This is a genomic window from Candidatus Hydrogenedentota bacterium (assembly GCA_012523015.1).
GTDB lineage: Bacteria > Hydrogenedentota > Hydrogenedentia > Hydrogenedentales > CAITNO01 > JAAYBJ01.
Genome location: JAAYJI010000078.1, coordinates 13349 through 38805, shown reverse-complemented (window position 1 = coordinate 38805; position 25457 = coordinate 13349). Strand labels below are relative to the sequence as shown.

Genomic DNA, 25457 nt, shown 5'->3' with positions numbered 1-25457 from the left:
TCCAAATAGATAATCAGATCAGCAGAAGGATCACACTTTGATCCATTGTTTGGTCGAGGCAGCCTTTTCCACCGCTTCCAGTACAGACTGACAATTGACAGCATCTTCAAAGGTGGAATAGGTAGGTTTCTTTTTCTTCAAGCAAGACAAGAATTCATAAATCTCGTGGACAAATAAATGTTCATAGCCGATAATGTGTCCGGGGGGCCACCAAGAATTTACATAAGGATGACCGGGATCGCAAGCCAGTACTTTGCGGAAGCCCTGCAAGCCTTCTGGATCGGCGCAATTATAATAGTGGAATTCATTCATATCTTCCTGATTCCAGAGCAGAGAGCCTTTGCTGCCGTAAATTTCGATGGCGTTGTAATTGCGGCGGCCGCCGGCAAAACGCGTTACTTCAAAGGATGCAAGGGTGTTCTTCCCTTTAATGCGGCCGATGAAAATGGCGGCATCGTCAACGTCGACAGTGTCGTACTTTTTGGTTTTCTTGCTGCCTTTCGCCGCCCAAGCGCCCACATCAGAATCAGCGATAACACGACGTTTAATAAAGGTCTCCATTGCGCTGGTTACTTCACCGACGGGACCGACTAAGAAGTGTCACAGATCCGTGACGTGTGCGCCGATATCACCGAGAGCGCCGGAGCCGGTATGTTTCTTTTTCAAACGCCAAACCATCGGGAAGTCAGGGCTCATAATCCAGTCTTGTTGGTAGGCCGCGCGAAAATGATAAATTTCGCCTAACTTACCCGACGCGATCAGTTTTTTCATGCTCTGAACGGCAGGCGCATAACGATAGGAAAAGCCGCACATGTGTTTTACTTTTGCGTTCTCTGCGGCTTTCAACATATCTTTCGCTTCTTGCAGCGTGTTGGCAAGGGGCTTTTCACAAACAATATGTTTGCCGGGTATTGCCGCTTCAGTAGCCATGACAGGATGCAGAAAGTTGGGCTTGCAAATATCCACGATATCCATATCCGGACGATTCACCACTTCTTTCCAATCCAGCGAAGTCTCTTCCCAGCCATACCGTTCTGCTGTCGCAAGCTCTTCAGGAAACTTACCGCACATCACTTTCATTACCGGTTTGACCGGCAGATCAAAAAACATGTCCACCTTGCGCCAAGCATTGCTATGGGCCTTACCCATAAACTGAGCGCCAATCATTGCAACATTAACCGTCTTCTTAGCCATGTTCTCACTCCCGGGGTTGTAAAGATTCTTTGAGCCGGCATGAGTCACCGATGCCGGATACACGATAGTGTGTTTACAAACGCACACAGCCCTTCCATGTGCGCTCTGTAAAAGAGTACCTGATTAGGCGATTCAACATCAACTATTCATTCTTTGGAGAAGGAAGCCAACTCTTATTCGCAGCATGATACCGATCAAAAAAAAGAATATGGTGAGGAACTTCTACGATAGGGACGGGTTGAAACAAGGGAGACTTTTTTGTGGTGGAGGGGATGGAGGAATTGAGACTCATTAAAATCAAATAAAAAAAACACGGCGATGGGTGAACATCGCCGTGTTAGCAAAATACGGTGAGACCTTTCGGTCACGGATTAGTTTCAGATGGGGTTACCGTCTGCATCATCCAAGCGGATGACACCGCCGGCGTCGACCCAGAAAACACGGATACCGGTGGCTCCCGCGCCCGCGCCGGAGTCGGTGGCGGGGCTGGCGGTGCAGGTGAAGTTGGTGAAGAAATCACTGTCCTCTGTTACTTCTTCGCCGTCTTCTTCGAGAGCATAGGTATAGCCTTGGACAATGCCGCCGCCGAGTTCGATATCAAGGAAGGGAGGGCCTTCATCCGGCGTGTTCAGCAGATCCCAGTCAGCGGTGTAGCCGCCATTTGCAGCAGCAAAAGCGGTTTCCGCGCCGACCAGCGTCTTCAGGTTGGCAATGGCTGCAGATTCGTTGGACTGCAAGCGCGAACGGAGCAAGTTCGGGATAGCGATGGCCGCGATAATGGCAATAATCGCCACTACGATCATCAGTTCAATGAGGGTAAAACCTTTGTTTTTCATGCGCATAATCCTCCATAGTTGTGTTGCATGATTTTCTTTTAGTAAGGCACCTTGCCTTCTTGGCTTTATAAGAGCAAGATGTATGCCAATTATTAAATGGCCTTTTTAAGATTTTATTTATGAGATATCACCATAATCATAGTATCTGCGGCGGAAAAGGCTGCCTTTGTCCGGACAAAAATTGTTACTAGGTGACAACTTTTGTAAAGTCCTGCGATTCGGAGCGCGTTTAAGAGGCACAACAGGAATGAACGCATGTAAAATCATTTCCGGATATAAAGGGACCGATATAAAGGTATAACGCTTTATATCAGAGTCTAAGCCTTTTTCATCTCCATAAATATGCTATACTACCTCTGCTGGCAGAAGGCCGGCCATCCCCCCGTCCCTTTCCGAGAAAAGAAATTAATGCATTCCAACCCTACTTTGACAGAATCCCCGTGTTCTTCCGGTTTTCGTGAAGTGATGTCCATGTCAGGCCCGATTATTTTGGGTATGCTTTCTGTCACGATTATGGAATTCTTCGACAAAGTCATGGTGTCCTATATCAGTACGGATGCCTTGGCAGGTATTGGCAGTGCAGGAATTGCCTCTTTTTCCATGACCACGCTTTATATGGGTATTATTAGTGTGGTGTCCACTTTCGTGGCGCAATGTTACGGGCGCGGCGAACATCATCTTTGTGCCCGTTATGGTTGGCAAGGGCTTTACCTTTCTTTATTGGGCCTCGTTTTTGCAGCAATTCTCTATCCTCTTTCGGCGCCTATGTTTCGTGCCATGGGTCATACAGAGACGATAACGGCATTGGAATTAGAGTATTTCCGGATTCGACTCGCCGGTTATGTTTTTGTCGGTGTGATCACTGCCCTGGCCGCTTTCTTTCAGGCAGTGAACCGTTCCCGTATCCCTATGTACGCGGCGATCGTTGGTAATTTCTTAAACCTCTCCCTTAATTATCTATTGATTTTCGGAAAGTTTGGTTTCCCGCGTATGGGGATAGGGGGCGCTGCGTTGGCGACTGTAATCGCCATGGGCATCCAATCGGTTTTTCTGCTCGTATTCTTTTTTAGCCGCTCATTTCGTGAGCATTACGGCACCCATCGAAACTGGCGCTTCGACTGGGCGCGTACCCATGAATTATTGCGTATCGGTATTCCCTCAGCGCTCACCTTTTTCTTGGATGTAGCGAACTGGTGGATTCTTGTAGCCTTTATTGTGGGAAGGCTTGGCGCTGTTGAGCTCGCAGCCAGTACCATTGCCTTGGGCTTTATCCACATTTGTTTTTTGCCCGCCATCGGATTGAATCACGGTATCGCTGCGATTGTGGGGCAATGGTTAGGACGCAGCAACGTAGCGCTTGCGAAAGCGCGCACGTATACGGCCATCAAAATTGCTATGGTTTATATGGGCATCATGGGTGTCCTTTTTGCTCTCTTCGGCGATAAACTGATTATGATCTTCTTTCGCGCAGAACCGGAAGTCGCTTTGCTGGGCCACAAAATCTTGATTCTTGCTGCGTTTTTCCAAGCCTTTGACGCGATCAATATTGTATCCACCGGTGCCTTGCGCGGCGCCGGAGATACACGGTGGATGATGGTGTTGACCTTTGTCATGTCTTATCTGGTGTTTTTGCCTTTGGCAGTGTTATTTGGTTTTGTTTTGAAAGGCGGCGTACTGGGCGCTTGGCTCGGCGCGACGCTTTTCATCATGCTCTTGGCCGGACTCTTATTCCGTCGTTTTTATAGCGAAGCATGGCTGGGAATTAATATCTTCAAATATAGTGAGCCCGGCGGAAGCGCAAAAGACCCGGAGGTATCGCATTCATGACTGCTTCGCCCTGCTATAGAGGAGACGCAAGCCATGTCTGACATCTTAGATCTCACGGTGGAGACTGCTGAAGCAGGACTGCGGCTGGATGTTTTTCTCGCGGAAATGGTAGAAGATGCCTCCCGTTCCTTTTTGCAAAAACGCATTAAGGAAGGGAGCGTTCGGATTGATGGGGAAGTGTGCACCAAACCGTCACGCCCTGTTCTAGAAGGGGAGCAGATTGTGGTGGAGCTTCCTGATCCCGTGCCTACGGAGCCTGTTCCCGAAAACTTGCCCCTTGAAATCTTGTATGAAGATGCGTCTGTGGTGGTGATCAACAAGGCGGCCGGCATGGTGGTGCATCCTGCGCCCGGTCATGAAAAGGGCACGTTGGTTAATGCCCTTCTCTATCATTGTAAAGGCTATGAGCAAAGCGGAGGAGACCTAAAACGGCCGGGTATCGTGCACCGCCTTGATCGGTATACCTCGGGGGTCATGGTGGCGGCGAAGACCGTCCAAGCCTATCATTACCTTGCCAAACAGGCCGCTGATCACAGTTTTGACCGTCGTTATATTGCGCTGGTTCGCGGCGCATTCAAAGTCGTGCGCGGGACGATTCACGCCAGCGTCGGCAGAAGTCTTGTCGATGGTTCACGGATGACTGTGACGGGCGTGAAAGCAAAAGAGGCAACGACCCATTTTGAGATACTTGAATCCTTTGGCGCGGCGAGTCTTGTCCGGCTTCGTCTTGAAACAGGCAGAACCCACCAAATCCGCGTCCATATGCGTTTTTCCGGACATCCCATATTGGGTGATCCTGTCTATGGCGAGACCCGTTACAGCGCGCTGAACGTGTCGCCGGCCTGTCTCGCTGCTTTGGCAAAGCTCAAAGGCCAGGCGCTTCATGCGCAGCTTTTAGGCTTTGAGCATCCGCTTACTAAAGAACGTATGCACTTTAGCAGCGAAGCGCCGAAACATTTTCAAGACGTCTTGCAAGCGCTCAGACACGTTGAGCAAAGTTGAGTATCGCACGTCTATTTTTTAATCGCGTCTATGCTGCATATCATTCATTTTTTTGTGTGAGTTGATCAAGCATAAATTTCGGGTCTACACTAAGCGGGTCGACTTCTAAAGCTTTGGCGAAGAATCCGTGTGCTTGCTCTGTATCGCCCAGACCGAGGAAGCCCAAGGCTTGTAGATAATAGGAGGAAACGCGGCGCTCTTTTCTGTCCAGCTCTTGCTCCAGTAAAAATTTGCGTGCAGTATGACTTTCATCCAGAAAAACGGTGATATGTCTACCGTCTTTTTCTGTATCAAGTCGTTTTTCTCCCACACGTATCAATTCACGGAACTGTTCTTCGCTTTCCCTTGGATCATCGCCCAGTTCCCGCTGTGCCATGGCTTTGAAATAAGTTAATTCGGGGAAATCACCGGCGCCCCAGCCTCGCGCCGGGGTGTAGGAGACCATTTCCTGAAAGTATTCTTTCGCTTTTTCTAGATCGCCTGCAGCTTTACGGTTGAGACCGAGGTAATAGTAAGCAATTGCGATTTTATTGTCTCGTTCTGCTTCAAGATTGGGAGGAAATTCCATTGTACGGAGCAACGATTTTTCCGCGGCGTCAAACAGTCCTTCTTGAGTCTCGTGTATACCGCGCTGCAGATGCGCATCTACCCAGTAGGTATGGGGGTTAAAGGAAGCGCCTTCTTTGCTGTGGTATTCAAGATTTTCAAGAAGGACGATGGCATCCTCATACTTGCCTTCAAATAAATTCAATTTGATTTGCATCAGTTGTATTTCCACCACGTCTTTACCGAAGGAACCGTAGTGGCTGAGGAATTCAGACAATTCCGCGGCCGTGAGACTGGCGTAGGACATGTACAATTGGGCTTCAGAGAAAAATCGGGGTTCCGTTGGGTCAAGTGAAATGGCCTCCATAATGTTATCCATGGCATCAGGCATTTTATGGAAATGGTTCGCTTGTATATAGGCCATGTTGCGGTAGAGCATAGCTGTATCCGGCATATAGCGGGCCGCCTTTTCCCAACAGGAGACAGCCGCCTCGTGTTGATGGTCAGCAAGCGCATTACCCAGCAATTGCCATGCAATAGCATCTTCCTGTTCTTGTTCGAGCGCGTGCCGGAGCGCTTTTATCGACGCCTCGCCATAGGGGAAACACAAATCCACGGGCAACGATGCGGCCGTCTTTCGTGCTGCCTTTGCATTATCTCGGTGGCCTTGTTTCTCCTCATACAGTGCTAAATGATAATAGACCATGGGATTGGCGTTGAGTTCGGGCAGGTCTGATGTTGCGGCGTATCGCATCACAGCGGCTGCCTCTTCATAAAGTCCAAAGTTAGCATAACGATCCGCCGTCTCAATGTAATTATAGGGCTCATTGCGAAGAATCTTTTTCAAGTCCGTTAATTTGTCGGCATTGGGCTCTTTATTTTCCGCTTGATCAAGGCGAATCTGTTCATATAAGGCCAAAAAATTTAAAGGGTCTTCGTCGCAAATGTGTTGGATCAATTTTTGCGCATCTTCATAACGTCCCAATTTGCGCAGTGCAATGGATTGGGCCGTGGCAGCCTCTCCGTTAAACTGATTGGCGGCATAGGCACGTTCCGCCGCATCCAAGGCTTTTTCCCAGCGCCCTTGCCGACCCTCTAGGCGTGCGGCTGCTGTGTACCCTGCCGAGGTCCATTCGTAAGCCCAGGTGGCACGGTACAGATAGTGGAGTGCCTCTTCAATCTTATCTTGCTGCAGGTAGGTCAAAGCGAGGTAATAAAGCGAGTCCGCGTCTTCTGCCTTGGTGTGGTTCGCTGTTACGATGTCCGCCGCTCGTTTCAGATAGCTTTGTGCCTTCTCGTATTCACCTCGTTTCAGGTAAAGCTGACCAAGGCGCGTATTGGTCGCCACGTGATCCGGGTCTAACTGCAGCGCTCGTTCATAGTATTTCATATAATCAAATGTGGTGTTGCCGTACTGTTCCAGTTTAAGTCCCGCCTGATAGAGTTCTTGGCTCGTCGTATATTCGCCGGGGTCCAATGGATCGTGGTAGATATCGGGAAACTCCTCGTTTAGAAGCGGTTGTTTTTGCCAGCGGGCAAGCTGCCGGCCTTGGTGACTGTGCACCATGATTTCCAAATTCTCCAACGTGCTTCCCTGTGGGATTGGTACGGTTTCTTGCCAAGGCGATTCCGGCGTGATCGAGACGGTCTTCTCCCAAATTACATTGTCCTCGCGTCGAAGGGTGATGACGGTCTTTGGCTGGGGAGACGTGGTATTGATCTGGATGAGTGCGCTGTTTTCATGGATCTCCAGATTGAGCGCGCAGTCCTGATTTGCCTCTTTGATATCTTTCAACCCTTTAATCCCATACAGGTACATATCGCCGTATTTGGTCTCGAAAGGCGCAACAAAATTGTAATCCGGTTGGTTATCGGAGTAAAACCCCATCATTAATTCCGCATAGGGCCCGTCGTCATCAGTTAGTTTTTGATCCCATACTTCTTGTACTTCGTTCTTGCCCCAGTTCCAAAGTTTTTTGCCTTTGAAAATGTGGCGGTCACCGACCAGCGCGATACCGGCATCTTTATCATGATCGATACCGCCCATAAAATCTTGGTCTGTTTTGGTAACGAAGAAGGACACTGGTTGTTTCGTTTCTTTCCACCAAGACAAATCTTCTCCTTTGGTGTAATCTACGGACTGGTAGACCTGATTCAGCACAGGCCAGCGGGTGAATTCCGTGACGTAATGAAAGTTCATCATCTCCACGTCGGGCGGGAAAATAATCTGATAGCTGTCATTGACATGAACCGCCACATTGGCGAAATATAAGGCGGGATATTGGAAGGGGGTCACGTTCATGCTTTTGAAGGATAATTTCACGCACGCACTGTCCGGCGCCAGCGTTACGCCCGTCATCCATCGGGTTTGACTTCGCTTTTCATATTCACCGACCCAGATGGTTTTGCTGCCGTCCTTGTGGTTTTGAAAGGCATAATCGACGGGGATCATGCTGGTGGCACGGTGATGATGGGGTGTGTTCCATTCCACGCCTCCTGAAATCCATGCGCCGAGTGTTCCAATCAAGGCAGGTTTAACCACATGATTATAATAGACCAACTCATAATCATTGGTTTTGTCTTGACAATAATAAAGGCGTCCGCCCAATTCCGGCGTTACGCACAGCCGTATATATTCATTTTCCAGTATAAGCGCTTGGTAGCTTTTGTCTACCTTCTCTGTAGACTGGACATCATAAAAAGGATAAGGATAGATATGCCGTTCCGCCAGCTGCACTTCCTCTGATCTGAAAAAGAGCGGTACCTTATCGGGGTCTTTCGTTTCATAGGTGGGCAGGATCAACCTCTCTTCAGTGAGGATGACCTCCGCTGCGCATAGGGTGCTTAACAGGGAGACGAGCAGCAAAAAGTGAAAACGCATCTTAATTCCTTTCCGTCGGTTTTGTTCCGCGTGATCTGAATCGGTTGTTGGAGGCTATGACGCCTATCTCGCTTATGGGATCGGACGCTGCTTGGAGCCGCGACGGGCAACGTAAATATCCTATTGCAAGCGATTTTCTCAGTGGGATTAATCATACCTTTTTGCGCCACGTTCCATCCAATTCGTCAGAGTTTAGAATAGTAACGCTGTCTTCAATCGGCGCAGAGACGTGCTTCACCGGAATAGCCGCGCTGCCATCGTTCCCAAGGTCCCATTTTATGATCGCGGAAAAAAGAGCGGTCTTCCGGTACTTGGACAAAAATCAGCAGTGAAAGAGCGTCAAGATCAGTTAGGCGATAAAATCCTTGGAAAGAATCACGGCATGATTCCGGCAGCGAGATACCCAAAAAACGACTGCGTTTCCAAAGGGGCTGTGCTTCAAAAGGAAGATCAGGCTTGATTTTTTCTTGCCACGATGGAAGGTAAACAGTTTCCAGATAACTTTCAAATAAGGATGCTGTATAGAGGGTGGTTGTTTCGTAGACGGGAAAGAACAATGTAACCCTTCCCTGCTTTTTATCTTCAACGCCCCAGATGGTGATGGGTTGTGTAAAGTCGTTGAACACTCTTTCAGGGTCATATTCGAGGGTGATGGGAAGATCCCTGCCTCGCGTATCGAAAACGACAGCGCCATAGAACCACGCTGTTTCGCCCGGCGGCAAGTTTTGCTCGGCCTCATCGAATCCTAGCATGTCACGGTCCGGCGCAATAAGGACACATCCGTCATGATGTGAGACTTCGGTCGGCACCGCTTCCAAGGGCATGGATTGCAATTGCTCTGTCAAGGCAAGGGTCTGCCTGCTTTGCCATAATTGGAGTATCACTAAAGGTACAAGTGCTATGATCAAGATAAGACACAGGAAGACAGAGATCTTCACCATGGGCAAGAGATCGAAAACATGAAGCGTATCGTTTTTCTTGTCGGAAGTGTCTTCAGATACGGAACTTTTATGGATCTGTTTTTTACAAAACCACCCAAAGCTTCGTTCCAAACAAAATAAGACCCCCAAATAAGGAACAAAAAATAAATAAGGGGTAAGACGAAGCTCGAAGTTGATGCTCAGGGCGCCTGTAAAGCAAAGCAACATGCCTGTCAATAGCAATGCATCTTTAAAGCGAAACGCAGCCACGGAACAGAGCAATATGAGCATGGCGATCAGCCCGACATAGGAAAGAAGGCGGGTGACAAGGTGATGAAAATAATAGTTGCCTTTCAGCCATGTCGGATATTGTTCTTGGATCAACGCAACATTACGGAACATCTTAAAAGGTACACTATAAAATGATATAGTAGACTGCCACGCACGGGTGATAATGTCTGCGGGAAAGATGAACAGAGCTTTTCTGAGCAGCTGCCATTGTGTGTTTGCATATGTTGCGCCTGTATAGAATAGACCGGGATTGATCATAAAGGGCGCATTGGGATCCTCGTGGGCACGTTTATAAACCGCAGCATGGGGATTTTCAAAGGAGTCCGTATTGTTCATGCGCCTTGCGTAGGCATTGGCTTGTCCATAGAGTCCTGAATCTGACCACACCAGAAAATTATAGGATGCGCCTCCGAAATCTAGCCGTTCTTCGACTTCATCGGTCAAGCCCTGAAAAAAACCATGTACAGACGCCTGATTGCCTTCAAGCGCTCCGCCGGTAAAGGCGGGTTTGGCAAGGGGGACGAAAAGCAAAAAGAACAAGAGTATGGAAAGTACTCGTGTTTTCCACACATGCTTCCTGTCACGGTTTGGCGCGAATAAAAGGAGTGCTGCCGCCCATGGCACGCAAAGGATGATATCTTGTCGAAAGCCCATTCCTAAACCTGTTAAGACCCCTAATGCTATGGCGATAACAACGATACGAAGATTGGAATGTTTAGAAAGAATGAGCCGTAACAAGAGACAAAGGATAAGCAGAGTAATCGGTGTTTTTGCAAAATCACGGAACATGAGCGTGCTGTGTAAAAAGGCAGGAGAAGAAATAATCAAGAGTACACCGACAAAGCTGAAGCCTTTATTCAATCCATTACGCAGTAATGCATAAAAGGCTCCGGCGGAAAGGGCGCACCAGACCGCTGCGAAAATAGACAGGCTGCGTAGTGATACCCCGAAGAGCCGCCAAAACCAGCCGACCGTATACAAATAATAAATATTGGTCAATTCGAAGGGGGTTTGTACAGGCACGGTCTGCACGTTGTCGGGTATTTTAGAAATATCAAATTCGGATGTTTTGAGGGTAATGAACTCTTTTAAGCCGGGTATGGAATCGGGTGCATGGACACCTAAGCCCTGTCCTGCTGCAAAAAATACGGCAGGTCCCAGTAAAGCCATCGTATAGGGGCCGGAATAGTGTATTGGCTCGTCTAAGGAATTATGGTAGCTTCTGCATAAGCCATACCCTATGATCAGCATCAAAATGAGCAGAAGGATGTCAACACGATACTGACGTGCTACACGAAACACCTTGCTGAATTGTTGGATAAGCGCCATTTGATCCCTTTTAAAAGAACCTGTTATCTTGCTATTTTTTTGTGTCGATTCCGATAGGCCGGAGTTTTCACAAAAAGCTGGAATAGAAATTTAATGTATGGGCGCGGCCAATCATTATGATTTTAAAAAGAGAAGCTTGATCGCTCCCAAAGCCTTAGATTTAAATTCATGAAAGGAGCGCAGCGTGATAAGGCTCCTCAACACATAGGATATTCTAAAATAAAAACGACGATACGATTCTCGATGTAGCCGAATCAGATCGTTTTCGGAAACAAATTCAGTCCAATGCTCAATGTTGAGTTCTTGACTTGGATCCAAAGCCCATTTGCTCCATTGCTCCGGCTCTACCAAGCCTTTTTCAAGGGCTTGGTCGTATACTTCTGTGTGGGGATAAATGTTCATGATACCAATCTGCGCGTAATCGGGTCGAAGGGAAATTAAGAAGTTGATATTTTTCCGAATATCCGCAATAGATTTTTCATGGGGTAACCCGATCATAAAATCGGCAACGGTTTTGATTCCTAATTCTCGGCACCACGCGAAGGCTTGTTGAATTTCAGCGATGGTACAGCCTTTCTTAAGCACGCGCAATCCTTCATCCGAGCCTGTTTCAACACCAAAAAAGATGAGTCGTAATCCCACACTTTTTGCCAAAGCCAAACTCTCCCGAGTCACTCCGGTGACCCTGCCCCGGAAATCCCAAATGATGCGTAACTTTCGTTTTTTTAGGGCAAGACAAAATTCTTCCAAGCGTTTAGCAGTAATGTTGAAGAGATCATCGTAAAAATGGAATTCCTCATAGCCGAGTAAAAGGCATGTTTCTATCTCGTCCATGACAAGCTCCATTGCTCTGGGCCGATATTGTTTGTAGGGCACATTGCAAAAAGTGCATTGATATGGACAGCCACGGCTGGTGATGATCGTAGCCAGGCGCGGCCGGATGCCTACAATACTGTGGTAATCGATATGGGCGATAAAGCTTCTGTCGGGCGGCGGCAAGAGATTAATATCATCAATATAGGCTGGAACAACAAGAATATCCTGTTTAAACCGTGGATCGCGTTCGTTGGATAATCGAGCTGCTGTTAATTGGGCTGTACTGTACACACCGGGAATGCCATTAATATCTTTTTCCTCACTGATGCATTTGATGAGATCCGTGAAGGCTATCTCTCCTTCCCCGACAACAATAGAGTCAAAGATCCCCAATGACGCGGCTTCGATAGGAAAGGCGGTAGCATGATGACCGCCCAAAGATATATGAGCTGCGGGAACGAGTTTGCGCGCCGCCCGCGCCACTTTCACAGCATCCAAAAGGGCGATGGTGTAGCTGGTTATGCCGATGAGATCGGGAACAATGTGGGCAATACGTTTTTCTAATTCGTTATGGGAAATTTCTTCGGCGACGCAATCGAGAAAACAATAATCGTGTTCCGGCAGTTTTTTTTTGGCATAGGATACCACGTACAAGGGTCCCAGGGGGGGGAATTTTCCAAAGTCACTTGCTTCCAGAAAGCCTGTTCCGTCAGATGCCTTAAATTCTGCAACCACATTTTCATCAGGTGGGTTGATGATTAAGATTTTCATGATTCTTTCAAATTTGAAGGGTAGGGAGTCTCGTGATACATATCCAATTAACCGAATGAGGCGAATCTCAGTAGTGGAACCATAACAGCGGTAAGTTTTATATTCGAAAGTAAAACTATAGCATAAACCCTTTCTTTTTATTTAAGCGAATTACTGATATGATTTCGGAATCTTGTGATGCAGCAAAGGGCTCGGCGGCATTGTGGCAAGCCCGGACATTTATACCGGATTAGGTTTGTTATAGTGTTACAGTTTCTTTTTAGACTGTTCTTCTTTGAAGTTTATGAGTGTTAATTTTTATAATAATTCTGCGTGTTTCGTACGATCGATAAGGCAGGTACCCTCGGCAGTTGCTGAGGCGTTGATAGCGTAAAGTGCTGTATCTATCTCAGATATTTCAAACCCTCGTTTTCATCATTTGATCTTACCATGAAAAGACTGCATGTTGAGACCAAAGAATAGCACTGCCTTTTACTCCATACAGTCCAGATGGTTTTTTATGCTTTCAAGACCGACAGCTCCTATACAACCCCCGAAATCCAACAAGATTTCACGGCGTCGGCTATTCATAAAAAACATGTATCGGACTGGAAATGTAATGCTCAGTCGTTACCTGCAAAAAGCGCCCCGATACTGCCCGGTCATGCTTCTCTTTCTGACAGGACGGTGCAACTTAAAATGTCGTATGTGCGGTGTCTGTGATTTAGAACATGGATACGAAAGTAATGAAGAGCTGAGCACTGATCAATGGAAAAGGCTGATTAGCGAAGCCGCTGAAAAACTGGGAACGTCCCTTGTGGTAATCAGCGGCGGCGAAGCCTTGATGCGGGATGATGTCTTTGAAATTATTGCACACGCGACGGACTTGGGGGTTGCCACGCACCTATGCACCAATGCCTTACTCTTAACGGAAGAAAAAATTCGTTTGTTGCAACGTGCCGGTGTTGCCACCGTTTCTTTTTCTATTGATGGCTCAGAATCGTCGATTCATGAACAATTGCGCGGTCCACAGACTTTTGAGCGTGCGACAAGTGCGGTCAAGAAATTTAAAGCGCTTGCACCGGAAGTCCACCTTGGCATTAATTTTGTCATTACACGCCACAATTATCGTTTTATGATGGATATGGTGCGTTTTGCGAAAGAACTGGGCGTACACCAACTTAAATTTGCGCCCATACACACGAATTTGTTGCACAAGGACAAAAGTTTCGATAATTGCCAAGATCTCTTCTTTCAAGAATCGGACCTTGATGAATTGAAACAAGAAGTGAAAAAAGTTCAAGGGGCCTGCAGTAAGAACCGATTGATGAGCAACTCGGCTGCTTTTTTTGACGGTATCGCCCATTTGTATGGGACACCTCATCGAGTCCGCTGTTACGCGGGCTATGCCATTTGTGCCATCAGTCCGGCGGGCTGTGTATCGCCCTGTAGTAATATGGACAGTCCCTTCTCAATCACCGAACAATCCATTGCCGACATTTGGAAAGAAGAAGACTTTCATAACCTTAGAAAACAAGTCCATCGTTGCACCTCTTCTTGTTGGGATACAGCATACACAGAATTAAGCCTTTGGCTTCGTCCACGGTCGCTGTTATTTTCTTTCCCCAAAAAGATTAAGGATATTTTTTTCTATTTCAACGGGCGCCAAAATGGATGAATCGGTCAAAGGCTATTCATGTACAGAAAAAACGTTATTTCCAATGAACACGCGTCATGGGCTTTTGGTATCTTATTAATGGCTTTGGTAGACTAACCCGATTAAGCGGGCCGCTGCCTTGGATGTATGATACCCTTTGGTTCCTCAGTAAATATATGCCCCAAAATTTAAGTGTTCTTCAATTCCATTGCTTTCCTCATCTATCTTTTCGGAATGGTTTAAGATGAAACTTTTCTTTTTAAATCCACCGCACGTTTTGCCGATTATGCGTCGCTACATGTGCAGTTATTATTCGCCTGAGTATATGTTGCCCCCCACAGACTTACTTTCGCTTGCCACCTTTGTCCGAGAGAACAATAAAGCAGAAGTCAAAGTCTTCGACGCCATCGCGGAAGGATACGATTTAAAGGGCGTGCTCCAAAAGATCGCGGACTACGCGCCTGATATGATTGTAGTTTTAATGGGCGTAAAAGTATTTGGAGATGATTTGGATACCATCGCCCTTATTAAGGAGCATTTTCCGGAAACAACGCTGACCATTTTCGGTTATTATCCTACAGCCTTCACGAGCAACTTGTTGGAAAAAATAAAGGTGGATCTCATTCTGCGCAGTGAGCCGGAGTTTCCATTATCCCAATACATAGATCGTATGGAGACGGGAGGGGCCATTGACGGGATTGCCGGCTTGGCGGGACGTACAGCGGATGGACTTTTGTTTGACAATAAGGAGCAGCGTATTGAAGATGCTGACGCTCTTCCTTTTCCGGATCCCTCTCTGGTCACGATGAAGCGCTATGAAGAAGCTTTTTTAGGGGGACCTTGCGGCGCCATTTTGTCCATACGGGGATGTCCTTTTTCTTGTAGTTACTGCACCACCACTTACGGTCGTTATGTTACGATGCGGTCGCCGGAAAGTGTGGTAAAGGAAATGAAGTATCTTAAAGAAAAAGGGATTAAGACCATTCGTTTTCTTGACGATATTTTTACCTGCGACAAAGGACGGGTCATCTCCATTTGCAAAGGAATTATTGAAAGCAATTTGAATATTCCTTGGACATGTTTATCCAGAATCGACACCTTAGACAAAGAGATGTTGGATTGGATGTGCAAAGCAGGATGCCGCCGTGTCATGATCGGGATCGAAAGTTATTCCGCCCGTGTGTTGGATCGACTGCACAAAGGAATATCCCCGGAAATGATTAATCCCAAACTGGAATTGATTCATAAATCGGGGATGAAAATTCTGGCGTTCTTTATGGTTGGCGCTCCTTTTGAAACCGAAGAGGATTTGGAAGAAACCATTCGCGGCGCCCTTGATTCCCCCTTGGATTTCATTATTGTGACGAGCATAGAGCCCTTCGCAGCTACACCTTATTTTCATCAGTTATCCGATCAAATAGCCTTTAATCTAGTTCCTTTTAAATGTGAATATAAAGATCCGGATGTGTATCGCATTGCCAATGCGCGCCGTCAACGTCTTTATCGCCGGTTTTATCTGCGGCCGCGGATTTTGTTCATCCACCTATTAACCTTCATCAATAATCCTTGGCGTACGCTCAAACTATTGCGTGCCTTTTTGTTCCCGACCAAGACCTAAGCACGCAGCGCCTATGAATCCTGTCTTGATTTTCCGCGGCATTGCTCAAAATCTCCCACAAGAATCTGTTTTTCTCGGGCGATGGATCACTTACGAGATTTCAGCTTCGGAATAAACGCCATGCAGATATTGTTGTATACTGTTGTTGTGCAAGTGTTCAATTGTATGTGTCATGTGTTAAAACCCCAACATGGGAGGATCACCAATGAGTTTCAAACAACCAGAACTGCCTTACGGTTTAAACGGGCTGAATCCTTTTGTCTCTGAAGAGCAGATGGACTTTCATTACGGCAAACACCATGCGGCGTATTTCGCGAATCTCAATGGGCTTGTTGATGGAAAGCCTGAGTCGGAGTGGGCGCTGAAGGACGTGGTATTAAAATCAGAAGGCGCTGTATTCAACAATGCGGCCCAAGCATGGAATCACAGTTTCTTTTGGCATTGCATGTCCGGTTCTGGCGGTGGTACGCCTGCGGCTGATCTGCTCGCCTCTATTGAACGGGATTTTGGATCTTTCGATGAATTCAAGTCGCAGTTTTCCACAGCGGCCGCGAAACTTTTTGGTTCCGGCTGGGCTTGGCTCGCCGCCGATGGAGCGGGCAAACTCGAGATTATGGCGTTAAGCAACGCTGATACGCCCTTGCGTCATGGCAAAGAACCAATCCTCACCTTGGACGTGTGGGAACATGCCTATTACATTGATTATCGCAACCAGCGCCCGAAGTTTATTGAAGGCTTCTGGGATGTTGTCAATTGGGATTTTGCAAAACAATGTCTTGTTACTCCTTTTAAAGCATAGACGTCCCTCATCGGACAGAATGCAAACCGCCGGAGAGGAATCGCTCCTTTCCGGCGGTTTTTTATGTTCAGGGAATGTCGTTAAATTTAGGGGAGTTCTTTGATTTTGATGTTGCGATAATCCAGGCGTGACCCATGATTTTGCAGACCAATAAATCCGGCTTTTTTAAGGACGCCGGGATGATCTTTGGCTTGATCGCTGAAGGTACTGATGTCACTGTCCACAATCATTGTTCCGTTTAAAGTGACCTGCACTTGAGACGCATCATATTTGATATGCATTTTCTGCCATTCGCCGGCGCCCTTTGACGCCCGTTGGGAAGGGGCGACCAAGGCGTAGACGGAGCCCGTATATTGCCAAGGTTTTAATGCTCCGTACGCTTTGGTGTCATCATCCAAAACTTGTATTTCGAGCCCCTGATAGGCAGGATCTCCTTCCAGACCGGCCCGTAGGAAAACGCCGCTGTTGCCGGCTTCGGGCACATTAAATTCAAGTTCCAATTCGAAATTGGAAAATTCACGGACGGTGCCCAGCCATCCGCCACCGCCGCCGTCGGTGAAGAGTACGCCGTTATCTACTGCCCAAGTCAGATTTTTACCACCCACCTGGTTCCAGCCGATGAGATCTTTTCCATTAAAGAGGTCGGTCCAACCTTCTTCTCCCAGAAGGCGGGCAATAGTCGGTTCTACGACGTGTGCCCAGAGGGCATAGCCATATTCATTGGGATGCAGCAGATCGGGCATGACCTCTTTCGTCAGTTCGTCTTCTCGGTTAAGAAAAGCACGGGTAATGTCGAGAAATTCGACCATAGGATCGTCATTGGCTGCCGCGGCGAATAATGCCGTTGCCTCCCGTAATTTTTCTTGAATGTCGGCCTTTACATCGGTGCGAGGGAAAATACTCAGCAAGAGGATTTTCATTTGAGGCTGCCGCTCGCGCAATAAGGCGACAATGGCTTTTACGCCATCAGCGATTTCTTCCGCTGTGTTTGCCCCATGGTTATTGGTGCCAATCATAATGACGGCGGCTTTGGGTTGAATGCCTTCTAAATGACCATGTTCAAGCCGCCATAATACGTGTTCCGTCCGATCGCCGCTAAAGCCCATGTTCACAGCATTGCGCTTGGCATAATAACGATCCCACATCTCTTTTCCTGCGCCTTCCCAGCCATGGGTAATGGAGTCACCGATCATGAGAAGATCCACATTGCCTTCTTTTACGCGCTCGTTGACCGCGTCATTGCGCTGGGTCCACCAGTCATCGGATTTCGATACGGGCGTGACCGTTGATGCTGCCCATGCCATAGACAGGCTAAGGGTCCAAACCGTTAGTGTGAGAATTAAAAATCGAAAAATGCGGGGTGTAGATTGTTTGGTCATGAGGTGTGTCCTTTACGATTTCATGTATAGCTTACACAGGTTATATCAGGAAAAGGCTGCCGCGGTCATTGCGGCCCAGTCTTTCTTGAACACAAAGAAATTAATGCCATAGACTCCTTTTTCTTTCACGGAGGCGACGGTGTCCGCCATCTTGGGATCGTCAATGTAGAGGATGGGCGCGAGTTCTTTGTCGTCGCGAAGGAGGGCACGTGCCCTGGCGGTTTCTAAGCCCACCACTTCCGGCGGCAATTCGCTTCGTATGGCTTCAACGGTCGGTGTAATGGAAAAGTCCGAGAAGCCCGCCCACGAGAGAATGGCTTTCACAACAGCTTCTTCTTCAGCGCTGCCCGTTATCTTAAGTTCTTCAGGAAGTTCAGCTAACTCCCAATTCAGGCAAGCAGGGCCGGGATGGTCGGGGTAATTGCGATAAATCATGGGGGCGAATACATCGACTGTATCTCGAAGATCTTCGTAAGACTGTCCGACCAAGGGCGCGATTGAAGGGGTAAAAATATAGATGCCCATTTGCAAACCGGCACCGTGAATAATTTCAGCGATGGCGTTGAGATGACCCGTGGTGTGGATACGCCGAAAGCGCAGCCATACCATGATTCCCGGAGAGCCGCTAAGCCATTCCAACAATCCGCTTGGCGTGGCGATTTGTTCGAACCAGCGCAGACGTATTTTTCCAGAAGCGGTAAGTTGTGCATGCAATCGCGTCACGTCCCGTTTCATCAAGCTGAAGTCACAGTCCAGTTCAGCGGCACGCTTTGCTGCATGATCAGAAAAGTCTGTTAGGAAGGGCATTAATCCGCTTGCCGGCGAGGCGAAACGGACACCATCCACCAAGATTCCTTTGATGCCTTCTGTTTTTACCATTTTGGTATAGGTGTCTAAAGAGGCATCGCGTATTTCTTGGGAACAGGGTGAAGCGGAACCAAACCATGCTTGGGGATCGTCGAAAATGTCTTTTGCCTTGAGGCTGTCTTCATCGCGGATTAAGGAGAAACCGCCTCCGCAAATCCAAGAATCCATGCCCGCCTTATTGACGGCATCAATGACAGCCGCACCTCCCGCCACCACGGTGTTGAATCCGGCCTCTCTTAATTTCGTCGCCAGTTCCAGCGGATCTTCTCCGCCGTCGAAGCCGTGCATCCAATATTTTATGGAATTGGATGAGGGGGCTGTTGCTGCGGCATGGACAGGATGGGCAGCACGTGATATCCCGACGGCGCCGGCACCCAAAGCAACACTCTTTATAAAAAGCCGACGGTCGAAGCGCTGTTTTTTCATCATCGAAACCCTTCTGCTGTTTTTGATTGTTTACAAGGATTATCTATGGGATTCCGCTAGCATACTTGAAAAAGCATGCTTCGATAAAGCGAGGTTATTGTCCTTGCAATGTCGGGTGCTTGAGGATATCTAAAACACCTTGTATATCGGGATAGGGGGATATATAGTTCGCCACTGCTTTGATCTCCGGTACCGCGTTTGACGGGCATGCGAAAAAAGAAACGCAGTCGCGAATGGATAAATCACCGCAGGTGTCGCCGATTCCCGCCAAGTTTTCTTTTTGAAATCCAAATTCGGCAGCGAGCCCTTCTATAGCCGCGCCTTTTGTTACGCCTTTCAGATCTATGTTCAGATAGAAATGGGTTGGTGTAATCTCAATCTGAAGACCGGGTATCGTTTCCGCAACATCAATAATTTCTTTTGTAAGTTCGGGGAAACAGCTTGGATCTTCACAAAATAAAGAAAGCTGTGCTTCCTTCCCAAATTGGTAGACCAGCCCTGTATAGCGCGGCAGTAATTCTGAACAGATATAATGACGCAGCTTTTGAAGTCCTTCCACCATTAAAGGGCTCACTGAGGCGGCAAAGACAGAACGGTTATCTTGGAGTGTGTAATAGACTGCGCCGGCTTCGCAAATTGCGGGATAGCGAATGTCTAAAAGTTTCATTAAAACTTCCACATAAGGTTGCGGTCGGCCTGTGCATAGAGTTAAGGGTACCGAAGCCTTATCGTCGGCGGAAGCGGCACGGCTGTATTGAGCGAGTTGGTCAAATAAGACCCGGTCCCAAGCTAAAGAAGCTTCCGGCGAAATACATCCATCCACATCGGAAATAATCAGTTTGATCATGAAATACCTTTCTTCATCAAAGAAAAGAGGGCATGCGTAACATGGATTCATCCATGGCGGTAGTATATCATGCTTCTGAAGAATGCCTTTGGAATTGAAAAGAAATGAAAGAGAAAAACATGTGCCCTATTCATCGGGAGTTTAAGGAAATATTTCCTCTATTACGTCAAAAATTAGAGAAAGCGTTAAGCGAGAATCTAATGCCTTTTTGGGCGAAAAATAGTTGGGATCAGGAACAAGGCGGATTTTTGACGCGCCTTGACCGCTATGGTCGACGTCTGGATGACACGGAAAAAGTATTGATGATGCAGGTTCGTATGATGCACAGTTTATCTGCGGCACATCGCTACGGGATTCAAGATCAAGGCTATCTGACGCTGGCGGGTAAAGCCTTTGACTATGTGAGGGAAAACTTTTGGGATGAGGAAGACGGCGGCTTTTATTTCTCCGTCAATCGGGATGGGTCACCGCGTTCTCGGCGCAAAAACACGGATTTTCATGCCTATGCACTTACAGGGCTTGCGGAATATTATCTAGCGTCAAAGCGACCGGAAGTTCTGGAGTGGGCGTGCCGCGTTTTTGAGTTGTTGATGGACAAAGCCAAAGATCGTGACCGGGGATTTATAGAGGGTTTTGATGGGGGGAATTGGCCAGCACTGAACGCGGAACAAATGAATCTGGGCGACCGCAGCACTCTTAAAACGATTGATATGCACACGAATATGTTGGAAGCGCTGGTCTTTTTGTTTGACGCTTCGGGCGATCAAAAACATGGTGACGCTCTCATGGCATTGTTGCAGCTGATCTGCCGGAACGGCATTCATTCGGAAACAGGATGTACCATTACTGTATTCAACCGAGATTGGGAAGCTGAAAAAGACGCCGACGGACGTATGACTACTTCTTATGGTTTGAACGTGGAATTGGCATGGCTTATCTGGGAGGCCCTTGACGTGCTGAACAGTCCGAATGAAGAATTCTCACAGATTGCCTATGCCTTGCTTGATCATGCCCTTGCTTTTGGCTTTGATCATGACTGTGGCGGATTGGCAGCTAATGGGCCCATGTCCGGTTCTGTGTTGGCTGCGGAAGGGCTTGGTGAAGAGCGATTGTATAAAACGTGGTGGGCACAAGCAGAATTGCTGAATGCGCTCAGTGCGGCTTTTCTGCGAAGCGAGAAAAAAATCTATCTTGACGCACTGATCAAAACGGTGGATTGGATTGAATGTTATCAAATGGATCATCGCCACGGCGATTGGTATGAAGCCACCTATTGGGACAGCGGCGCGCCCGTTACAACAGACAAAGGAAGAGAATTTAAAACTTCTTTCCATGCAGGCCGAGCGCTCATCCGCACCATTCACGGTCTGCAACAATATGAAGATCGAATGACAAGGACGTCATGAACGGGAAGCGGTGGTGTTATAGCCGAACCAATCCGTCGATTTTGGTGAGAGCGTGTTATACTGTGCTTTTGGTCGAGGCACAGTCTGCGAAGGATTTGCTGATATGAGCAAAAAGCATCACTCTTATAAAAAGAAAGTTGCACTTCCCCCCGGATCACTGGTTCATGTAGGCAAGCCGGGCGGAGCGGATATGCATCTGTCTGTGGTTTGCTTTAGTCCTGCTCAGTATGAAGCAACCGATATTAAAGCGTTGTCGGAATTGAATTCTTTGATGTCCGAATCTGCTGTAACGTGGCTTCAAATTGAAGGCTTGCAAGATACGGAAATTTTGGAGTTGCTGGGTCAAGCCTATGGCATTCATCCTTTGACCCTTGAGGATATTCTAAACACGAACCACCGCCCTAAAACCGATTTTTACGAGACCTATATTTACTCGGTGCTAAAATTGATTCAGTATAACAGCACGAATAAGCGCTTGGAAACAACGCAAGTAAGCTTGATTCTGTTTCCTCAATTTGTGATCAGTATACATGAACATCGTGACGGCATCTTTGATCCTTTGCGCAGTCGTTTATCAAAAGCCACGGGGAAAATGCGTCATGAAGGAGCTGATTTCCTTTTCTATTCGATGATGGATCTTATTATTGATCATTATTTTATTTGTCTTGAAGAAATGGATGATCAAATCGAATATTTGGAAAGCCGGGTACTCCAAGATCCGACAGCGCAGCTCGTGTCAAGCCTTCAGCAAATCAAGCGGGAACTGCTCAGCCTTCGTAAAACGATTTGGCCTTTGCGCGAGCAGATTACCGTACTTTTGCGCGAGGAGCACAGCGCCCTTGGTTCAGATATGTCGATCTACGTACGGGATTTATACGATCATACCCTTGCGATTATGGACACGGTGGAAATTTTGCGCGACATGACCTTGGGACTTCTGGATGTCTATCTGTCCAGCATGAGCAACCGCATGAATGAGATCATGAAGGTGTTGACCATTATCGCCACAATTTTTATTCCGCTCACGTTTATCACCGGTATTTACGGGATGAATTTTTTGCATATGCCGGAATTGGGAATGAAATGGGCCTATCCCATAGTTTTAGGTACGTGTACGACAATTGCCGGGCTCATGCTTCTTTTCTTTCGTAAGAGGCGCTGGTTATAATAGGGGTTGGAGGAGGGACAATCCGTCAAGCGACAATCTATTAATTTTCCATGAATTATAAAGGAATTGCACATGAAAGAATATACGCCTAAAGCGATTGTGCAGGAATTAGACAAATATATCATTGGCCAGGATAAGGCAAAACGTAAAGTTGCCATTGCGCTCCGCAACCGTTGGCGCCGTCTGCAACTGCCGGAATCCATGCGTGATGAAGTGATACCCAAAAATATCATCATGATCGGTTCCACGGGCGTCGGTAAAACTGAAATAGCCCGTCGTCTATCTAAAATGGCAGACGCGCCCTTTGTGAAAGTGGAAGCGAGCAAATTCACGGAAGTGGGCTATGTGGGGCGCGACTGCGAGTCTATGGTTCGTGAGTTGACTGAAGCGGCGGTCAAGATGGCTCGCGAAGAACTTCGCGAGGACTGCGAGGAAAAGGCAACACATATTGCCGAACATCATCTGCTGGATTTGCTTTTGCCGACGCGGCGCAGCGTTGAACAGCGTGTAGATTTTAACCCTATGGATCCCCGTGCGGGCGATGAGCCTCCGGTCGAACCGGGCGCTGCCGCCGAAGAGAAGGCACGCCGTTTGGTTGCGAAAAAACTGGCTGCCGGCGAGTTGGACGATCAAGAAGTGGAGTTGACTGTTTCTGAATCCAATAAAAATGCGATGCTGCAAGTTTTTGCAGCCAGCGGTATGGAAGAAATGGGGCTGAATCTGCAGGATATGTTGGGGCAGATGTCGCCGAAACGTCGAAAAAACAAAAAAGTGACCGTTGCGGAAGCGCGTGAAATTTTGTTGCAAGAAGCTTTCAACGAAATGATTGATATGGACTTGGCGGCACGGCGCGCTATTGACCGTGTTGAAAACAGCGGTATTATTTTTCTTGATGAAATCGATAAAATTGCAGGGCGTGGCGGCTATTCCGGTCATGGGCCTGATGTGTCCCGTGAAGGGGTGCAACGGGATATTCTTCCCATTGTAGAAGGAAGCACTGTAATCACGAAGTACGGATCAGTTCGCACGGATCATATTTTATTTATCGCTGCCGGCGCTTTCCATAATGCGAAAATTTCAGATTTGATCCCTGAATTACAAGGGCGCTTTCCTATTCGCGTGGAATTGGACAGTCTTAAACGGGAAGATTTTGAGCGGATTCTGACACAGACCGAATGTTCCTTAATTAAACAATATCAGATGATGCTCGCCACAGAGGGGGTGTCTTTGGTCTTTGAAGCGGAGACGGTTGAAAAAATTGCAGAAATTTGTGAGCGGGTAAACGCGGAATCTGAAGATATTGGTGCTCGTCGGCTTCATACGATTTTGGAATATCTTTTGGAAGACATTGCTTTTAGCGCTTCGGAACGTTCGGGCGAGACCATCGCGATTACACCGACCTTCGTTGAGACACAATTGGAAAATATTGTGGAACAACAGAATCTGAACCAATACATTCTCTAATCGGAAGCCCTTGCTATGATTCGGTTTCCCTTCTTAGAAGAGGCAGGACTTTCTGCTGCGTTTATTTCCGATAAATCGGACGGAGACTGCAGTATACGACCTGAAGCAGAAGGGACGGCGCGGCGACTCCTGGACCCCTTGGGCATTGATATTGATCTCGTGTATCGCCTTCGACAAGTCCATGGAAATCATATCCTTGATACGAAACGTTTCCCGGCGCTGATGGGGCGGGAGAAAGACTATCCCGAAGCAGACGGGATGATTACAACAGAGCCGGGCACAGCATTGGGGATCAGCGTTGCTGATTGTGCGCCTGTCATTCTCTTCGATCCCGAGGCGCAGGTACTGGCGGCTCTTCATGCCGGCCGGGAAGGGACGTTATGCAATATTGCCGGTAAAGCGGTTAATTTACTTGTGCGCGATTATGCCTGTTCTGTCGCCTCCATTAAGGCGCTTATCGGTCCTTGTGCAGGTGTTTGTTGCTATGAGGTATCTGAATCTTGCGCAGCACAATGGCAGGATCAGGGGCTGCCACGGCAGGGGCGGTATTTGGATTTAGGGCAAGCCAATCAGTCCCAACTTGAAACAGCCGGTCTAATCAGGCACAATATAGTTGTTGTGCCCCACTGTACAGTCTGTGGCGATTTGTTTTTTAGTTATCGCTCCGGCGAAATATCCAACAGGAACTTGGTGGTAGTGATGCTTTGAACCCTTCATACAACATGACCTGAAGCAGGCCTTCAGTTGAAGGCAGGGTGTCTAAGGTGACGTGTCAAGACCGTTGGTGTGCTTAAGGTCGGTTGCGTCTGGATTTAGGTCTATGATATAATGACCGACGCATAATAATAGCCGAAGTAAAGTGGGTTTATGCCCACTTTTTTTGTTGTTTTAAACGGAGCCCGCTCGGAAAGGCAAAAATGGACGCGAACTCGCTGGTACGCCAACTTTGGCCCGTCGTGGAGACAGATCTCCAACTGTTGGGTTATGAGTTGGTCGAGCTGGAAATCGGCAAACAGGGAAGTTCGCTCTTATTGCGTGTCTTTATTGATAATGTGAGCTCGTCAATATCGCTTGATGACTGTACCAAGGCGAGCCGCATGTTGAGTCCTTTATTGGACAATTTGGAGTTCATGCCGGAAGATTATTTCCTTGAACTTTCCTCGCCCGGCTTGAATCGACCCATACGAAAGCTAGACCATTTTAAACGCTATACAGACAGTACGGTAGAGGTTACTGTCATAACTCCTGTGGAAGGACGGCGCCGGTTTAAAGGAGTTTTAACAGAAGTTGGAACCGATACGATCCACTTGGATTTGGGAAGTGCCAACGTTACCTTGCATTTGAACAATATCAAGAAAGCAAGACTGGATCGACCGATGAGTTCTGGTTAAAGGAGATCGCCTTGTCAGACAATCTTAAATTGATACTGCAGCA

17 protein-coding genes and 1 pseudogene are annotated in these 25457 nt (G+C 47.6%); 10 read left to right on the top strand and 8 right to left on the bottom strand.

Translation table 11 applies throughout. The annotated features are described in order from the left end of the window. Window positions 1-30: 30 nt before the first annotated feature. Both GX117_03380 and GX117_03375 read right to left on the bottom strand, forming a co-directional pair. Window positions 31-1194: pseudogene (locus tag GX117_03380) on the bottom strand (Gfo/Idh/MocA family oxidoreductase). 377 nt (window positions 1195-1571) lie between these two features. After that, window positions 1572-2030, bottom strand: coding sequence for a prepilin-type N-terminal cleavage/methylation domain-containing protein (locus GX117_03375; GenBank protein NLO32386.1), 459 nt, complete (start codon window positions 2028-2030; stop codon window positions 1572-1574). Window positions 2031-2501: 471 nt separating this feature from the next. Between GX117_03375 and GX117_03370 the strand changes: the two genes are divergently transcribed. Beyond that, window positions 2502-3857, top strand: coding sequence for an MATE family efflux transporter (locus tag GX117_03370; protein ID NLO32385.1), 1356 nt, complete (start codon window positions 2502-2504; stop codon window positions 3855-3857). A gap of 33 nt (window positions 3858-3890) precedes the next feature. Continuing rightward, window positions 3891-4859 carry an RluA family pseudouridine synthase gene (locus tag GX117_03365; GenBank protein ID NLO32384.1) on the top strand — a complete coding sequence of 323 codons (969 nt, stop codon included), beginning with the start codon at window positions 3891-3893 and terminating at the stop codon, window positions 4857-4859. 40 nt (window positions 4860-4899) lie between these two features. On the opposite strand, the gene GX117_03360 is transcribed toward GX117_03365, so the two are convergent. From GX117_03360 to GX117_03350, 3 genes are all read right to left on the bottom strand, one after another. After that, the gene (locus GX117_03360; GenBank protein NLO32383.1) at window positions 4900-8286 is read right to left on the bottom strand and encodes a DUF5107 domain-containing protein; all 3387 of its coding nucleotides are present in this window, start codon (window positions 8284-8286) and stop codon (window positions 4900-4902) included. Between the two features lie 212 nt (window positions 8287-8498). Then, entirely contained in the window at window positions 8499-10826 is a 2328-nt protein-coding gene (locus GX117_03355; GenBank protein ID NLO32382.1) for a glycosyltransferase family 39 protein, read from the bottom strand. 114 nt (window positions 10827-10940) lie between these two features. Continuing rightward, window positions 10941-12413, bottom strand: coding sequence for a radical SAM protein (locus GX117_03350; protein ID NLO32381.1), 1473 nt, complete (start codon window positions 12411-12413; stop codon window positions 10941-10943). A gap of 598 nt (window positions 12414-13011) precedes the next feature. Here GX117_03350 and GX117_03345 point away from each other — a divergent pair. The 3 genes from GX117_03345 to GX117_03335 all read left to right on the top strand — a co-directional run bounded on the left by GX117_03345 (window position 13012) and on the right by GX117_03335 (window position 16466). Next, window positions 13012-14070 (top strand): radical SAM protein, encoded by a 1059-nt coding sequence (locus GX117_03345; protein NLO32380.1) that lies wholly within the window; start codon window positions 13012-13014, stop codon window positions 14068-14070. A gap of 223 nt (window positions 14071-14293) precedes the next feature. After that, entirely contained in the window at window positions 14294-15667 is a 1374-nt protein-coding gene (locus GX117_03340) for a radical SAM protein (GenBank protein ID NLO32379.1), read from the top strand. 205 nt (window positions 15668-15872) lie between these two features. Beyond that, the gene (locus GX117_03335) at window positions 15873-16466 is read left to right on the top strand and encodes a superoxide dismutase (GenBank protein NLO32378.1); all 594 of its coding nucleotides are present in this window, start codon (window positions 15873-15875) and stop codon (window positions 16464-16466) included. Between the two features lie 86 nt (window positions 16467-16552). On the opposite strand, the gene GX117_03330 is transcribed toward GX117_03335, so the two are convergent. The 3 genes from GX117_03330 to GX117_03320 all read right to left on the bottom strand — a co-directional run bounded on the left by GX117_03330 (window position 16553) and on the right by GX117_03320 (window position 19985). After that, on the bottom strand, window positions 16553-17845 hold the full coding sequence (locus GX117_03330; protein NLO32377.1) for a DUF1080 domain-containing protein: 1293 nt from the start codon (window positions 17843-17845) through the stop codon (window positions 16553-16555). A gap of 45 nt (window positions 17846-17890) precedes the next feature. Then, complete coding sequence (locus GX117_03325; protein ID NLO32376.1) at window positions 17891-19141, bottom strand: hypothetical protein; 1251 nt, start codon at window positions 19139-19141, stop codon at window positions 17891-17893. Window positions 19142-19232: 91 nt separating this feature from the next. Then, window positions 19233-19985 (bottom strand): HAD hydrolase family protein, encoded by a 753-nt coding sequence (locus GX117_03320; GenBank protein NLO32375.1) that lies wholly within the window; start codon window positions 19983-19985, stop codon window positions 19233-19235. Window positions 19986-20089: 104 nt separating this feature from the next. Here GX117_03320 and GX117_03315 point away from each other — a divergent pair, with 104 nt between their 5' ends. The 5 genes from GX117_03315 to GX117_03295 all read left to right on the top strand — a co-directional run bounded on the left by GX117_03315 (window position 20090) and on the right by GX117_03295 (window position 25414). Next, a complete protein-coding gene (locus GX117_03315) occupies window positions 20090-21391 on the top strand; it encodes a hypothetical protein (GenBank protein NLO32374.1) in 1302 nt (433 codons plus the stop codon). Window positions 21392-21494: 103 nt separating this feature from the next. Beyond that, window positions 21495-22559 (top strand): magnesium/cobalt transporter CorA, encoded by a 1065-nt coding sequence (corA, locus tag GX117_03310; protein NLO32373.1) that lies wholly within the window; start codon window positions 21495-21497, stop codon window positions 22557-22559. Window positions 22560-22625: 66 nt separating this feature from the next. Further along, the gene (gene hslU, locus GX117_03305) at window positions 22626-24023 is read left to right on the top strand and encodes an ATP-dependent protease ATPase subunit HslU (GenBank protein NLO32372.1); all 1398 of its coding nucleotides are present in this window, start codon (window positions 22626-22628) and stop codon (window positions 24021-24023) included. A 15-nt stretch (window positions 24024-24038) separates the two neighbouring features. After that, entirely contained in the window at window positions 24039-24731 is a 693-nt protein-coding gene (locus GX117_03300; protein NLO32371.1) for a laccase domain-containing protein, read from the top strand. Window positions 24732-24940: 209 nt separating this feature from the next. Continuing rightward, a complete protein-coding gene (locus GX117_03295; GenBank protein NLO32370.1) occupies window positions 24941-25414 on the top strand; it encodes a ribosome maturation factor RimP in 474 nt (157 codons plus the stop codon). Window positions 25415-25457 lie beyond the last annotated feature (43 nt).